Origin of the sequence: Delftia sp. WSY_16, from assembly GCF_043104415.1 — a bacterium.
Taxonomy (GTDB): domain Bacteria; phylum Pseudomonadota; class Gammaproteobacteria; order Burkholderiales; family Burkholderiaceae_C; genus Comamonas; species Comamonas tsuruhatensis.
In genome coordinates, this window is record NZ_JBICKS010000027.1 from 13,197 (window position 1) to 27,342 (window position 14,146).

The 14,146-nt window shown below is 67.3% G+C and carries 11 protein-coding genes and 1 riboswitch; of the genes, 5 read left to right on the top strand and 6 right to left on the bottom strand.

Annotation, left to right across the window (positions count from 1 at the left end; all coding sequences use genetic code 11):
* The first annotated feature begins 50 nt into the window (after positions 1 to 50).
* Positions 51 to 176, top strand: a riboswitch (TPP riboswitch).
* A 265-nt stretch (positions 177 to 441) separates the two neighbouring features.
* Both thiC and ACF8O7_RS14560 read left to right on the top strand, forming a co-directional pair.
* Positions 442 to 2,385 carry a phosphomethylpyrimidine synthase ThiC gene (thiC, locus tag ACF8O7_RS14555; protein ID WP_017407427.1) on the top strand — a complete coding sequence of 648 codons (1,944 nt, stop codon included), beginning with the start codon at positions 442 to 444 and terminating at the stop codon, positions 2,383 to 2,385.
* 331 nt (positions 2,386 to 2,716) lie between these two features.
* Positions 2,717 to 3,772, top strand: coding sequence for a porin (locus ACF8O7_RS14560; protein WP_392443612.1), 1,056 nt, complete (start codon positions 2,717 to 2,719; stop codon positions 3,770 to 3,772).
* Positions 3,773 to 3,811: 39 nt separating this feature from the next.
* On the opposite strand, the gene ACF8O7_RS14565 is transcribed toward ACF8O7_RS14560, so the two are convergent.
* The 4 genes from ACF8O7_RS14565 to ACF8O7_RS14580 all read right to left on the bottom strand — a co-directional run bounded on the left by ACF8O7_RS14565 (position 3,812) and on the right by ACF8O7_RS14580 (position 9,722).
* The gene (locus ACF8O7_RS14565) at positions 3,812 to 5,185 is read right to left on the bottom strand and encodes an efflux transporter outer membrane subunit (RefSeq protein ID WP_392443615.1); all 1,374 of its coding nucleotides are present in this window, start codon (positions 5,183 to 5,185) and stop codon (positions 3,812 to 3,814) included.
* A 1-nt stretch (position 5,186) separates the two neighbouring features.
* The gene (locus ACF8O7_RS14570; protein ID WP_151019979.1) at positions 5,187 to 7,133 is read right to left on the bottom strand and encodes a MacB family efflux pump subunit; all 1,947 of its coding nucleotides are present in this window, start codon (positions 7,131 to 7,133) and stop codon (positions 5,187 to 5,189) included.
* A 2-nt stretch (positions 7,134 to 7,135) separates the two neighbouring features.
* Positions 7,136 to 8,320 carry an efflux RND transporter periplasmic adaptor subunit gene (locus ACF8O7_RS14575; RefSeq protein ID WP_016449657.1) on the bottom strand — a complete coding sequence of 395 codons (1,185 nt, stop codon included), beginning with the start codon at positions 8,318 to 8,320 and terminating at the stop codon, positions 7,136 to 7,138.
* A gap of 190 nt (positions 8,321 to 8,510) precedes the next feature.
* Entirely contained in the window at positions 8,511 to 9,722 is a 1,212-nt protein-coding gene (locus ACF8O7_RS14580) for an ABC transporter substrate-binding protein (protein ID WP_016449656.1), read from the bottom strand.
* A gap of 322 nt (positions 9,723 to 10,044) precedes the next feature.
* Here ACF8O7_RS14580 and ACF8O7_RS14585 point away from each other — a divergent pair, with 322 nt between their 5' ends.
* Both ACF8O7_RS14585 and ACF8O7_RS14590 read left to right on the top strand, forming a co-directional pair.
* Positions 10,045 to 10,731 (top strand): helix-turn-helix transcriptional regulator, encoded by a 687-nt coding sequence (locus tag ACF8O7_RS14585; RefSeq protein ID WP_151019981.1) that lies wholly within the window; start codon positions 10,045 to 10,047, stop codon positions 10,729 to 10,731.
* Positions 10,712 to 11,248, top strand: a complete 537-nt coding sequence (locus ACF8O7_RS14590) for a DUF6036 family nucleotidyltransferase (protein ID WP_012204240.1) — start codon at positions 10,712 to 10,714, stop codon at positions 11,246 to 11,248. Before ACF8O7_RS14585 ends, ACF8O7_RS14590 begins: the two co-directional genes overlap by 20 nt.
* A 43-nt stretch (positions 11,249 to 11,291) precedes the next feature.
* Here the strand turns inward: ACF8O7_RS14590 and mog are convergent, their stop codons facing one another.
* Together mog and yjgA are read right to left on the bottom strand one after the other, a co-directional pair.
* Positions 11,292 to 11,897 (bottom strand): molybdopterin adenylyltransferase, encoded by a 606-nt coding sequence (gene mog / locus ACF8O7_RS14595; RefSeq protein ID WP_047325804.1) that lies wholly within the window; start codon positions 11,895 to 11,897, stop codon positions 11,292 to 11,294.
* Complete coding sequence (gene yjgA / locus ACF8O7_RS14600) at positions 11,890 to 12,567, bottom strand: ribosome biogenesis factor YjgA (protein WP_392443619.1); 678 nt, start codon at positions 12,565 to 12,567, stop codon at positions 11,890 to 11,892. The genes mog and yjgA overlap by 8 nt, the downstream gene beginning before the upstream one ends.
* 66 nt (positions 12,568 to 12,633) lie before the next feature.
* On the opposite strand from yjgA, the gene pmbA reads away from it, so the two are divergent.
* Positions 12,634 to 14,043: a metalloprotease PmbA gene (pmbA, locus tag ACF8O7_RS14605; RefSeq protein WP_151019983.1), complete on the top strand. Its 1,410-nt coding sequence runs from the start codon at positions 12,634 to 12,636 to the stop codon at positions 14,041 to 14,043.
* Positions 14,044 to 14,146: the final 103 nt, after the last annotated feature.

Here is a 14,146-nt window from a genome sequence, read left to right on the forward strand (position 1 = left end):
GCCCCTGGGCAAACCCGCAGGCGATGGGCCGCCAACCATCCCCTATACTTGCCGCTGCTCCGGGGTGTGCTGATGCACTGAGATGCCAACCGGTCCATGCGCTGCATGGGCCAGGCGGCGAACCCGACGAACTTGATCCGGTTGATACCGGCGGAAGAAGAGCGGGACCCTGAAGCGGGGCCGAAGTCAGAGGATGGAAGTCCGCCACGGCGGATACACGCAGGGCCGCAACGGCCAGGCAGGCCACCATCCGATGCGCATCGACCCTTGCCAACCAAGGCTGCTCGTGCGCCTTGGCGTGCGTGGCAACCAGGGGCCAAGGCCATACGGCCCTGGCAGGCCCACACTGGCATAGCCCGGTGCGCGGCCTTTGGCGCAGCCCAAGGAGTGTCCGGTTCCCGGAGCGTTGTTGATCGACGCTTTGAACGCAAGGAACCCGACATGAACGCTCCCGATTCCATCTTCACCCCCGCAGCCGGCGAAGCTCCCGACGCACAGCGTTTTTCCGACCTGCTGGCGCAGTCGCGCAAGCCGTTCCCGGCCTCCACCAAGAGCTATCTGCAAGGCAGCCTGCACAGCGGCCTCAACGTGCCCGTGCGCGATATCCAGCTGACCAATGGCGAGCAGGTCAGCGTCTATGACACCTCGGGCCCCTACACCGACCCGGCCGTGGCCATCGACGTCCGCAGCGGCCTGCCCGGCGTGCGCAATGCCTGGATCGAGTCGCGCGGCGACAGCGAGTACTACGCCGGCCGCCTGCGCCAGGCCCTGGACGACGGCGGCAAGCGCGGCGAGGAAGACGAGCGCGTGGCCCGCCTGCGGGCCGAGGCCGCATCGCTGCAGCGCCAGCCGCGCCGCGCCAAGAGCGGTGGCAACGTCACCCAGATGCACTACGCGCGCAAGGGCATCATCACGCCCGAGATGGAGTACGTGGCCCTGCGCGAGAACGGCCGCCGCGAATGGATGGCCGAGTACCAGCAGGACGCCGCGCGCGAGGCGCGCCTGGCCGGCAACGGCCTGGGCGCCGCCATCCCCAAGATCATCACGCCCGAATTCGTGCGCGACGAAGTGGCGCGCGGCCGCGCCATCATCCCGGCCAACATCAACCACCCCGAGATCGAGCCCATGGCCATCGGGCGCAACTTCAAGGTCAAGATCAACGCCAACATCGGCAACTCGGCCGTCACCTCCAGCATCGAGGAAGAGGTCGAGAAGCTGGTCTGGGCCATCCGCTGGGGCGCGGACAACGTGATGGACCTGTCCACCGGCAAGAACATCCACACCACGCGCGACTGGATCATCCGCAACTCGCCCGTGCCCATCGGTACCGTGCCCATCTACCAGGCGCTGGAGAAAGTGGGCGGCATTGCCGAGGACCTGACCTGGCCCATCTTCCGCGACACCCTGATCGAGCAGGCCGAGCAGGGCGTGGACTACTTCACCATCCACGCCGGCGTGCGCCTGGCCTACATCCACCTCACGGCCCAGCGCCGCACGGGCATCGTCTCGCGCGGCGGATCCATCATGGCCAAGTGGTGCATGGCCCACCACCGCGAGAGCTTCCTGTACGAGCACTTCGAGGACATCTGCGACATCATGAAGCAGTACGACGTCAGCTTCTCGCTGGGCGACGGCCTGCGCCCCGGCAGCGCCTCGGACGCCAATGACGAGGCCCAGTTCGCCGAACTGCAGACCCTGGGCGAGCTGACCCAGCTGGCCTGGAAGCACGACGTGCAGACCATGATCGAAGGCCCCGGCCACGTGCCCATGCACATGATCCAGGCCAACATGACCGAGCAGCTCAAGCACTGCCACGAGGCGCCGTTCTACACCCTGGGCCCGCTGACCATCGACATCGCCCCCGGCTACGACCACATCGCCAGCGCGATCGGCGCGGCCATGATCGGCTGGTTCGGCACCGCCATGCTGTGCTACGTCACGCCCAAGGAACACCTGGGCCTGCCCGACCGCGACGACGTCAAGCAGGGCATCATCGCGTACAAGATCGCAGCCCACGCGGCCGACGTCGCCAAGGGCCACCCCGGCGCCCGCGCCCGCGACGACGCGCTGAGCCAGGCCCGCTTCGACTTCCGCTGGCAGGACCAGTTCAACCTGGGCCTGGACCCCGACACCGCCCAGGCCTACCACGACGAAACCCTGCCCAAGGACAGCGCCAAGGTGGCGCACTTCTGCTCCATGTGCGGCCCCAAGTTCTGCTCCATGAAGATCACCCAGGAAGTGCGCGAATTCGCCGCTGCCAAGGGCGTGGCCGAGCAGGAAGGCATTGCCGCCGGAATGCAGGCCAAGGCCGAGGAATTCAACCGTGCCGGCGGAGAGTTCTATATCCCCATCGTGGCGGCCAGCAGCGATACGACGGCGCGTTGATCGCGCGGCATTGAGCCGATCCGGGCTGCGTGCAATGCGCGGCCCGTGGCCGCCGTGGATGGCGCGGCGGCCTTTCCTTGGGAAAACACCTAGCGGTCCGTGATGGCTGAGGATCAGTCCGTCGCCGAATCGTTTATCTCCAGCCACCTTCTCCCGCCGAGAATTCCATGACCAGCCGTTACCGGCGTTGCCCCGCAGGCTTCGCAGGCACAAGAACAAGAACGCGCTGACTGCACGGCCGCAGTTTTCACGCATGGCCGGCAAGGATTTCAGTACGCCTTGGCCTTAGTGGCGAGGGCTTTCGCCAACTGGCAATCGGGAGGAGAGGGAGATGAATAAACGCATGATCCGCAGCGCTGGCCTGGCCGCGCTTGCATTGGGCACGGCCCTGGCGGCCCAGGCCCAGAGTTCGGTCACGCTCTATGGGCGTGTGGTCGCGGGGGTGGACTACCAGAACAATGTGTACGACCCGGCCACGGGGGGCTCCGGCAGCCTGTGGCGGGCCGTGGGCAACCAGTGGGGCACGAGCATGCTGGGTTTCAAGGGGGAGGAGGACCTGGGCGGCGGGCTGCATGTGCTGTTCACGCTGGAGTCGGGCTTCAGCATCGACGATGCCAGGTTCAACGGCGCAGGTTTCTTCAACCGCCGCACCTTCGTGGGCCTGCGCAGCGGCTGGGGCACGCTGAAGCTGGGCAAGGACCTGTCGATCTCGGATGCGCACTGGGCGCTGGACCCCACGGGCCAGCAGTTCATCGGCTCGGCCACGCTGGTGCGGGGGCGCAACTGGGGCGGGCATGACAACATGGTCTCGTACGAAACGCCCAGCTGGGGCGGCCTGCGCGTGCTGGCGCTGACCGGCCTGGGCGAGCAGCCGCAGGGCGCATCGCGGCTGCGCAAGGATGCGCTGTCCGTGTCCTATACCGCGCCCACGTTCGAGTTGCGCGCCATCTACGACGTGGCCCGCGATGCCAATGGCCGCTTCAGCGATCTGTACACCACATCCCGCAACCTGACGCTGGGCGGCACGGTGACGCTGTCCGCGCTCAAGCTGTTCGCGGGCTATGAGCAGCTGTCCGCGCCCGACAGCGCGGCTGGCGTGCCCAACAAGGCGCGGCAGTACTGGATGGGCGCGCGCTACAAGGTGTCAGGCCCGCTGACGCTGATCGGGGCGGGCTACCGCACCACGGTCAACAACGGCGGCGGCAGCGCCAACCTGTTCATGGCGGGCGCCGACTACGCGCTGTCCAGGCGCACGCTGCTGTACGCCAGCGTGGGCAATGTGCGCAATGGCGGCAATGCGAACTTCTCGGTGGAGACCACCAACAACAACCCGGCGCCGGGCGGCAGCCAGACCGGCCTGTACCTGGGCATGGCGCATTCGTTCTGACCGGGGCGGGGCACTTTGGCGGAGGTTGCCGGCCCTTGCTCAAGGGGCTTGCCATCCGCCGCCCAGCACCTTGTTGATCGTCACCTGGTTTTGCAGTTGCGCCAGGTGCAGGGCCGACAGGGCCAGCTGTGCGTTGCGGCTGCGCTCCTGCGCATCCAGCCAGGTGCGCAGGGGTACCTGGCCTGCGCGGTAGCGTGCCTCGTACAGGCGGGTGATTTCTGCCGATTCCTGCATGACGCGCTGCTGTGCCTGTTCCTGGCTGGCCAGCTCGGTGCGGGCGGACAGGGCTTTTTCCGTTTCCGCCAGCGCGGCGTACAGCGACTTGCGGAAGTTGACCACGGCCTCTTCATGCTGGTTGCGCGCAATGGCGGTGTTCAGCCGCATCTCGCCCACGTTCAGAAAGGGCAGGGTCATGCTGGCGCCCAGGGCCGCCACGGGGTTGGCCAGCAGGTCGAGCAGCGAGTTGCTGGAGCCCCCCAGGCTGCCGGTCAGCGACAGCGTGGGGTAGTAGCGCGCGGCGGCCGCATCGCTGCTGGCCAGGGAGGCGCGCAGCCGCAGTTCGGCGGCGCGCAGGTCGGGGCGGCGGCCCAGCAGTTCGGCGGGCAGTCCTGCGGCAATGGCAGGCAGCGCGCCCGTGGGCAGGGCCTGCGGCTCGCCACCGGGTGCCTCGGCGCCCAGGAGCAGCTCGTTGAGCGCCTGCCGCAGTTCGGCGCGGGCCTGCGTGTACTGGCTGAGCAGCGCCTGCTGCTCGGCCAGCGCCTGCCGGGCCTCGCGCCGTTCCAGGCTGGATACGGCGCCGCTGCGGTACTGCGCCTCCACCAGCTCGCCGGTGCGGCGTGTGTACTCCAGGCTTTGCCGCGCAAATTCCAGGCGCTCGTTGGCCAGGGCCAGTTGCCAGTACAGGCTGGCGGTGGTGGCCGCCAGGGACAGGGCCACGGCCTGCCTGTCCTGCTCGCTGGCCTGGGCCTCGAAGACGGCCGCATCGCGCTGGGCACCCAGGCGGTCGAACAGGTCCAGCTCCCAGCCCACGCTCAGCGTGGCGCTGGACGTCTCCAGCGTGCTGCGCGGGCTGCCGGACAGCGGCCGGCTGGCCCCGGTGCTGAGCGTGCCGCCGGGTTGCGGCAGCAGGGCGCGGCCCGCCAGCTGCGCCTGCAGCGCGGCGCGGCGCACGCGGATGCCTGCCGTTGCCAGGTCGGGGTTGCGCGCAAGGGCCATGTCGATCCATGCATCCAGGCGCGGATCGCCGAAGGCGCGCCACCATGCCTCGGGCGCAGGCGTGGCCGCCGAGGGCTGCGCATGCTCGAACTGTGCGGGCAGCGCCACCTGCGGCGCCTCGTAGGTTGTGCGCGTGATGGCGCCGCAGCCGGCCAGGGCCACTGCGCATGCCAGCACGCCGGTCTTCAGCATATGCATGTCAATCTCTTGATAGAGCCTGTACGGGGTCGAGGCGCGCAGCACTGCGCGCCGGCAGGAAGCCGAAGCCGATCCCGATGAGGGAGGAGCAGGCCACGGCCAGCACGATGGAGGCGGCCGAGAACGACAGCTGGAAGCTGCTGCCGGACAGGCTGACGGCCAGCCCCAGGCCCAGCGCCAGCGACACACCCAGGATGCCGCCCACGATGCAGACCAGCACGGCCTCGATCAGGAACTGCTGAAGGATGTCCGACTGGCGCGCGCCGATGGCCATGCGCACGCCGATCTCGCGCGTGCGCTCGGTCACCGACACCAGCATGATGTTCATCACGCCGATGCCGCCCACCAGCAGCGCGATCATGGCGATGGCCGAGACCAGCAGCGTCAGCGTGGTGCTGGTGCGCGTGATGGCCTGGCGGATCTGGTCGGAGTTCCAGATGAAGAAGTCCTTGGTGCCATGGCGCTCGGTCAGCAGGCTGGTGGCGGCCTTTTGCGCGATCTCGGCCGGCACCGCGTCCTTGATGCGCAGCGTGATGCTGTCCAGGTGGTACTTGCCGACCAGGCGCGTGGCGGCTGCGGTGTAGGGCACGAAGAAGGTGGGCGTGGAGCCGCCGAAGCTGTTTTGCGCAGGCCGGAGCACGCCGACGATTTCCACGGGCATCTGGCCCAGCAGCACGACCTCGCCCAGCGGGCTGGGGTTGGTGGGGAACAGGGCGGTGGCGGTCTTCTGGTCGATCACCGCCACCTGGGCGTGCAGGTCCACGTCGCGCTGGTCGAAGAAGCGGCCCGATGCCAGGCGCAGGCCGCGCACGCGAAAGTGCTCGAAGCCCACGCCCGTCACCTGGGCCGTGGCCGCGTTCTCGCGGTACAGCGCCGTGACGCCGACCGACACATTGGGCGTGGCGCTGTCCACGTAGGGCTGCTCGGCCAGGGCCTGGGCGTCGGCGGCGACCAGGGTCTCGATGGCGGCCGCGCGCGTGTCGCCGAAGTCCTTGCCGGGGAAGATGTCCAGCGTGTTCGTGCCCAGCTCGCTGATCTGGTTCATCACCTGCTGCTGCGCACCGCGCCCCAGCGCCACCACCGAGACCACGGCCGAGATGCCGATGATGATGCCCAGCATGGTCAGGAAGGTGCGCAGGCGGTGGGCGTTCATGGCGCGCAGGGCCATGCGCAGGGCCTCGCCAAAGCGGTCCGACAGTCCGCGCCAGGAGGCCCGGCGCGCGCCGGATGCCGGCTCCACGGGCGGCCTGGCTTCGTGCGGGGTGCTGCGCCGGTCGGCAATGATGGCGCCGTCGCTGATCTCGATCACGCGCGTGGCGTGGGCGGCGACGGCCATGTCGTGCGTGACCAGGATGATGGTGTGGCCGTCGGCATGCAGCTCCTGCAGGATGCGCATGACCTGCTCGCCGCTGGCCTTGTCCAGCGCGCCCGTGGGCTCGTCGGCCAGGATGACGGCGCCGCCGTTCATCAGCGCACGCGCAATGGACACGCGCTGCTGCTGCCCGCCCGACAGCTGGCTTGGCCGGTGCTGCATGCGGTCGGCCAGGCCCAGGCGTTCGAGCAGGGCGGCCGAGCGCGCATGCCGCTCGCCGGCCGGTGTGGCCGCGTAGACGGCGGGCAGCTCCACATTGCCCTGGGCCGTGAGGTCGGGCAGCAGGTGGTAGCGCTGGAAGATGAAGCCGAAGTGCTCGCGCCGCAGCGCGGCCAGCGCGTCGGGCCCCAGCTCGCCGGTCTCGCGGCCGGCGATGCGGTAGCTGCCCGAGGTCGGATGATCCAGGCAGCCGAGGATGTTCATCAGCGTGGACTTGCCCGAGCCCGAGGCACCGACGATGGCCACCATCTCGCCCGCTTCTATGCGCAGGTCTATGTCCTTGAGTACCGCCACCGTGGTGTCGCCCGCAGGAAACTCCCGGCGCAGGCCCTGCATCTGCAGCAATGCATGGTCCATGCTTACATTCCCATCGGGTCGCTGCCGGCCGGCTTGCCGCCGGGGCTGGCCTCGCCGATCACCACCTGCTCGCCGGGCTCCAGCCCCGACAGCACCTGGGCCTGGGCGTTGGTGCGCAGGCCCACGCGCACCTTGCGCTCGGTGACCTGGCCCTGGGCATCGCGCACGCGCACGCTGTAGTTGTCGTCGGCATCGCGGCTGCCCAGCGCGGCGGCCGGCATGAGCACGGCCTTGTCGGCCTGGGCCACGCGCACGGTGACCTGGGCGGTCATGGAGGGGCGCAGCTTGCCTTCCGGGTTGGGCACGTCGAACTGGGCGTTGTAGTAGATGGCCTTGGCGGCCTGGGCGCCGGTGGCGGTCGCTGCGCCAGCGGTGGCGTCCGTGGCGATGGAGGCGGGCGCAGGCTCTATGCGCTCGATCGTGGCGGTGTGGCGCTGGCGGCCGCTGCCCAGCGTGGTGAACCAGACCGTCTGGCCCAGCTGGATCTTGTCCACGTCGGCCTCGGCAATCTCGGCGCGCACGGTCATCACGTCGAGCTTGGCCAGCATGACGATGGTGGGCGTGGTCTGGAAGGAGTTCAGGGTCTGGCCCTGCTTGGTGACCACGGCCACGATCACGCCGTCCATGGGCGCGACGATGCGGGTGTAGCCCAGGTTGATGCGCTCGGTCTCCACCTGGGTGCGTGCCTGCTCGATCTGTGCCTGAAGGGCGCCGACATCGGCCAGCGCGGTGTCCAGCGCAGCCTTGGCGGCTTCATGGTCGGCGCGCGAGGTGGCGTCGGCCTGCAGCAGCTCCTGCTGGCGCTGGAAGGTCAGCCGGGCCTGCACCAGCGCCGCGCGCCGCGCGGCCAGCTGGGCCTGCAAGGCGGTGACGGATGCCTCGGCATTGCGCAGCTTGATGCGCTGCGGCTGGGCATCGACTTCGGCGATCAGCTCGCCGGCCTTGACCTTCTGGCCCAGCTCCACGTGCAGGCGCCGGACCTGGCCCGAGACCTGGGCGCCCACGGCCACCAGTTCCTTGGGGTGCAGCCGGCCCACGGCCAGCACGGTCTGCTCCAGGTCGCCGACGGTGACGGGTGCGGTTGCGAATTGGGTGGAGGGCTTGGCACTGGCCTTCCACCACACCAGGCCTGCGACCATGCATGCGCCTGCGACGGCGACCATGGCCCATTTGCGATTGAACTTCATTCTTCCCCTGCCGCGCGGTCGGCCGCAGGGGAGACAGTCCCTGCCCGGCGCCGCGCCAGATGCTCGAACTTACCAGTCTGGCGCGGTTCGATGTCCCGGCATTGACCAAGGCATGGAGATTCAGTGGAGAAAAGCGAGGAGAGGGAGCGGCCGGGCTGCCCCCTCGGCTCACCGCAAGTTCAGCGCAAGTTCAGCGCCAATATTGGCACTTGCTCTCGGCCTTGGTGGTCCAGACCTGCTCGGCCGGCAGCTTCTTGACCAGCTTGTAGTAGTCCCAGGTGCCCTTGGATTCGGCCGGGGATTTCACTTCCATCAGGTACATGTCGTGCACGTAGCGGCCGTCCTCGCGCAGGTAGCCGCTGCCGAAGAAGTCGTCCATCTTCATGCCGCGCCAGGTGGCCATGACCTTGTCGGCATCCAGCGTGCCGGCCTTTTCCACGGCCTTGAGCCAGTTCATGGTGGCCGAGTAGTCGGCCGCATGGATTTCGCTGGGGCGGCGCTGGGTCTTGGCCATGAAGGCGTCGGCGAACTTGCGCGAGGCATCGTTCATGTCCCAGTACCAACTGGTGGTGAACTGCATGCCCTGCGTGTTCTTCAGGCCCAGGCTGTGCACGTCGGTGAAGAACACCAGCAGGCCGGCCAGCTTCATGTCCTTGGTCACGCCGAACTCGCGCGCGGCCTTGATGGAGTTGATGGTGTCGCCACCCGCGTTGGCCAGGCCCAGGATCTGGGCCTTGGAGTTCTGCGCCTGCAGCATGAAGCTGGAGAAGTCGCTGGCGTTCAGCGGCGTCTTGACCGAGCCCAGCACCTTGCCGCCGCGCGCCTCGATGATCTTGGTGGTATCGGCCTCCAGCGCATGGCCGAAGGCATAGTCGGCGGTCACGAAGTACCAGCTCTTGCCTCCGGCCTCCACTACGGCCGCGCCCGTGCCCTTGGCCAGGGCCACGGTGTCGAAGGCGTAGTGCACGGTGTAGGGACTGCACTGCTCGTTGGTCAGCGCCGAGCTGCCTGCGCCGTTGTCGATGAAGACCCGCTTTTTCTCCTGCGCCACCTTGGCCATGGACAGGGCCGTGGCCGAGTTCGTGCCGCCAAACACCAGGCTGATGCCCTGCGTGTCTATCCACTCGCGCGCCTTGCTGGCGGCAATGTCGGCCTTGTTCTGGTGGTCGGCCGTCAGCAGCTCGATGGGTTTGCCCAGCAGCTTGCCGCCGTAGTCGTCAATGGCCATCTGTATCGCCACGGCGCCGTTCTTGCCCTCGACATCGGCATAGAGACTGGACATGTCGGTGATGAAGCCGATCCGAACCTTGTCCTGCTGCGCCAGGGCCGGCGTTGCCAGTGCGGCGGCGCACAGTGCCAGGGCCAGCGGTGTCATCAGCGATGTCTTGGGGCGTTGCTGCATGAAGTCTCCTTGCTTTGGATGGAAAAAGCCCGCTGCTGTTGCGCAGGGGCCGGGGTGATTCCATGCTGGCAGGGACAGGGGCCTGCCGCATTGGGGCAAGCACGGGCTTGGTGGCCCCGGTGCGACAGTACAGCCGCTCATCCTTGCAACGTGGCCGGCCCGTTGATTGATCGCCGTGCGCTGCGCATCCCGGCCGTGGCTTGTGCGCGCGTCAGGACCTGCTTTTCCGTTCCTTGACCTGGGAATGCGAAAGCACTGGACTTGAATTAATTTGTCTAGAAAAACAATCAAAAATTCAGGTTTTGCTTAGAATAATGGACAAATGAAAACGCCAGAAAAGTCCACCCTTCTTCAGCGCCAACTGCTTTTGCAGTTCGGTGACCGGCTCAAGCGTCTGCGCAAGGAGCAGGGGCTGGGCACGGTCGAGATGGCCTCGCGCGTAGGTATATCCCGCAGCACGCTCGCTGCAGTCGAGTCCGGCGATCCCGGGCCATCCATGGGCACGTACCTGCGAGTCATGTTGGAACTGGGCATAGGGGGAGAATTGGCATTGCTGGCGGGCGACGCCCTGCAGCCCGCGCCCGCAGGAACTGCCGCAGCCCGTTCGCGCCATGCCAGGCCCGTCGTACAGGTTCTGGTGCGTGCGCAGGATGCGCGCCATGAAGTGCAGGATCTGCAAAGCCTCGCATTGCATGAAGAAGCCGTGCGCCTTGTGCGATCTGACCCGGCATTGCTGCAGCAGGCACAGGACACGTTGGAGAGGTGGTTGAGCCAGGGGGATTCGCATTCCGCCAGCCTGTGGAGGCAGTGGCAGGATGTCTTGCAAAATGGCCGCTGGCGCACCATCCTGGCCCGCACGCGAAGGGCCCAGGAACTGCGCCAGGCCTCGCCCCTGACATCGGTGCTGCCCGAACAGGTGCGCCAGCAGATACGGGCGCAGGTGGGGGATCTCAAGCGGGGCGTTGCATTGGGAGATACAGGGCGGGCCTATGAACCGAGAGGATCTTGAGCACATCATTCGTGCGAGCGGGGATGTGACGAATGAGTATGAATTCGTCATCGTGGGAAGCCAGGCAATCCTGGGCTCCATCCCGTATCCCGAGCCGGTTTTCAAGATGTCCGCAGAGGCGGACATCTATCCGCTCAACGCTCCGGATCTGGCGGACCGGATCGACGGATCCATTGGCGAAGGCTCTCGCTTCCACGAGTCCAATGGCTACTACGCGCAGGGCGTGGGCCCGGACACGGCAGTGCTTGCCTCAGGCTGGCAAAACCGGCTGCACCGTATCCAGAACGGCAATACCAACGATCGCGTCGGCTATTGCCTTGATGTGCTGGATCTCTTTCTCTCCAAGGCCCAGGCGGGGCGCGACAAGGACCGGGTGTTTTGCATGGCACTGATGGAGCATGGCCATGTACAGGTCGATGCGGCACTGAAACTGGCAAGCAGCATGCCGTTGGGTGATGACGGCAAACGGCAATTGCGGGCCCGGATTCAGCGCTGGTTCAAGGGGCTGAAAAAATAAAAAGCAGCCCGCAGGCTGCTTGTCGATTGCCGTGTCCGCGCGATCAGGCCGCAGGTCGCGCGGTGCGCACTGCGCTCTTGGGGCGGAACGCCTTGCAGACGCTGTCGTCCGTTTCCAGATAGGGCCCGCCGATCAGGTCAACGCAATAGGGCACGGCCGCAAAGATGCCGTTGACCTTTTGCGTGCCATCGGGGTTCTTCAGGCCTTCCAGGGTTTCGGCAATGGCCTTGGGCTGGCCCGGCAGGTTGATGATCAGGCTCTTGCCACGGATCACCGCCACCTGGCGCGACAGGATCGCCGTGGGCACAAAGGCCAGGCTGATCTGGCGCATCTGCTCGCCAAAGCCCGGCATTTCCTTGTCGGCCACGGCCAGCGTGGCTTCGGGCGTGACATCGCGCGGGGCGGGGCCGGTGCCGCCCGTGGTCAGCACCAGGCAGCAGCCGGCATCGACCAGCTCGATCAGCGCGGCGCTGATGCCGGCCTGCTCGTCGGGGATCAGGCGCGGCTCGAACGTGATGGGGTTCCTGAGCGCGCGGGTGAGCCAGTCCTGCAGGGCCGGCAGGCCCTTGTCCTCATAGACGCCGCTGCTGGCACGGTCGCTGATCGAGACGATGCCGATGCGCACGGCGTCATGGACGGGCTCACTCATCGTCAGCTTCCTCGCCAGCGCCGTCACCGTCCTCGGCTGTCTCGCGGCCCGTGCCGCCCAACTGCTGGCGCACCAACTGGAACAGATCGCGGTAGGCGCGGCCCTTGCGCTGGGCCAGGCCGGTGGATTCCTGCACATTGGCCTCATGGGCGCCCGGCATGTCCTTGCGGGCCTGGCGGATCAGGGCGCGCAGCTGCTGGGTGTCTGTGTCGGGGAAATGGTCCAGCCAGATGGACAGGGCCGATTCCTCGGCAATCAGGCGGTCGCGCCATTGCTCGGCCGCATGCAGGGCCATCTTCTCGGCGGCCGATCCGTTGTGCTGCTCGTCCAGTGCGGCGCGCACGGCGGCGATCTCGGTCTCGTCCAGCTTGCGCATGAGCTTGCCGACGTACTGCATCTGGCGGCGCTTGCCTTCGAAATTGGTGATGCGCTTGGCCTCGGCCAGGGCATCGGCCAGCTGGTCGGGCAATTGCAGGCGCTTGAACAGGTCGGAGCGCAGCGTCAGCAAATCCTTGCCGAGGTCCTGCAAGGCGTCGGACTCGCGCTTGAGATCCGTCTTGCTGGAGTCGGAGGTGCCTTTGAGTTCGGCCTTGAGCTGCAGGTCGAGTTCGCTGCCTTCGGCAACGAAGTGACCTTTGACGTAGTAGCCTTTTTTGGGTTTGCGTGACATGGGGTAGGGGACAAATACAGTGGCGGCGCGGAGGGCGCTGCAGTGGCGGCTATCATAGCCGCCGCTATGAAAAAACCCCGTCCCCGCGCGGCAAGCACCGCCAAACCGCAGGCTGATTCCGGCTTCAGCTACAGCCAACCGTTTTTTGAAGATCTGGTGGACCGTGCCCTGGTCCACGCCAAGAAGCTCGGCGCCACCGACGCCGGAGCCGAGGCTTCCGAGGGCTGCGGCCTGAGCGTGAGTGTGCGCAAGGGGGCGCTGGAGACCGTGGAGCGCAACCGCGACAAGTCGCTGGGCGTGACCGTCTACCTGGGCAACCGCCGTGGCAACGCCAGCACCTCCGACTTCTCGGATGCCGCCATCCAGCAGACCGTGCAGGCCGCCTACGACATCGCGCGCTTCACCGCCGAGGACCCCATGGCCGGCCTGCCCGATGCGGCCGACATCGCCCCGCCCGGCACCCACCGTGACCTGCAACTGTTCCACCCCTGGGAGCTGACCAGCGAGGCTGCGGCGCAGCTGGCGCTGCAGTGCGAAGAAGCTGCCCTGGGCACGCACAAGCGCATCACCAACAGCGAAGGCGCTGGCGTCTCGGCCCAGCAAAGCCATTTCTTCAGCGCCCATACCAATGGTTTCCGTGGCGGCTACGCCAGCTCGCGCCACAGCCTGTCGGTGGCGCCCATCGCATCGCTGCCCGGCCGCAATGGCGAGATGCAGCGCGATGCCTGGTACAGCTCCATGCGCAACGCGGCCGACCTGGCCTCGCCCGAAGCCGTGGGCCGCTACGCCGCCCAGCGCGCCCTGAGCCGCCTGGGCAGCCGCAAGATCCCGACCACCGAATGCCCGGTGCTGTTCGAGTCCACGCTGGCCGCCGGCCTGCTGGGCAGCTTCGTGCAGGCCGTCAGCGGCGGCGCGCTGTACCGCCGCAGCACCTTCCTGCTCGACTCGCTGGGCAAGCCCGTCTTCCCCAAGCACATCGACATCACGGAAGATCCCTTCATCCTCGGCGGCAAGGGCAGCTCGCCCTTCGACGAGGAAGGCGTGCGCGTGCAGGCCCGCAAGGTGGTGGATGCCGGCCGCGTCGAGGGCTACTTCCTGTCCAGCTACTCGGCACGCAAGCTGGGCATGAAGACCACCGGCAATGCCGGCGGATCGCACAACCTGGTCATGACCTCGCGCCGCACCAAGGCCGGCGACGACCTGCCCGCCATGCTCAAGAAGCTGGGCACGGGCCTGTTCGTGATCGAACTCATGGGCCAGGGCGTGAACTACGTGACCGGCGACTACTCGCGCGGCGTCAGCGGCTTCTGGGTGGAAAAAGGCGAAATCGCCTTCCCCGTGCATGAGATCACCATCGCCGGCAACCTCAAGGACATGCTCAAGGGCATCGAGGCCGTGGGCGCAGATGCCTACAACTACGGCGCCAAGACCGTGGGCTCTATCCTGATCAACCGCATGAAGGTGGCGGGCAGCTGATCGGCTTGCGGCTGCGCATGCTGATGAAGAGCGGCCTTAAAGGCCGCTTTTTTGTGGGCACCCAGTCACCGCGTGCCCCGGCTGCAGTTGGCCGCACCAGCTC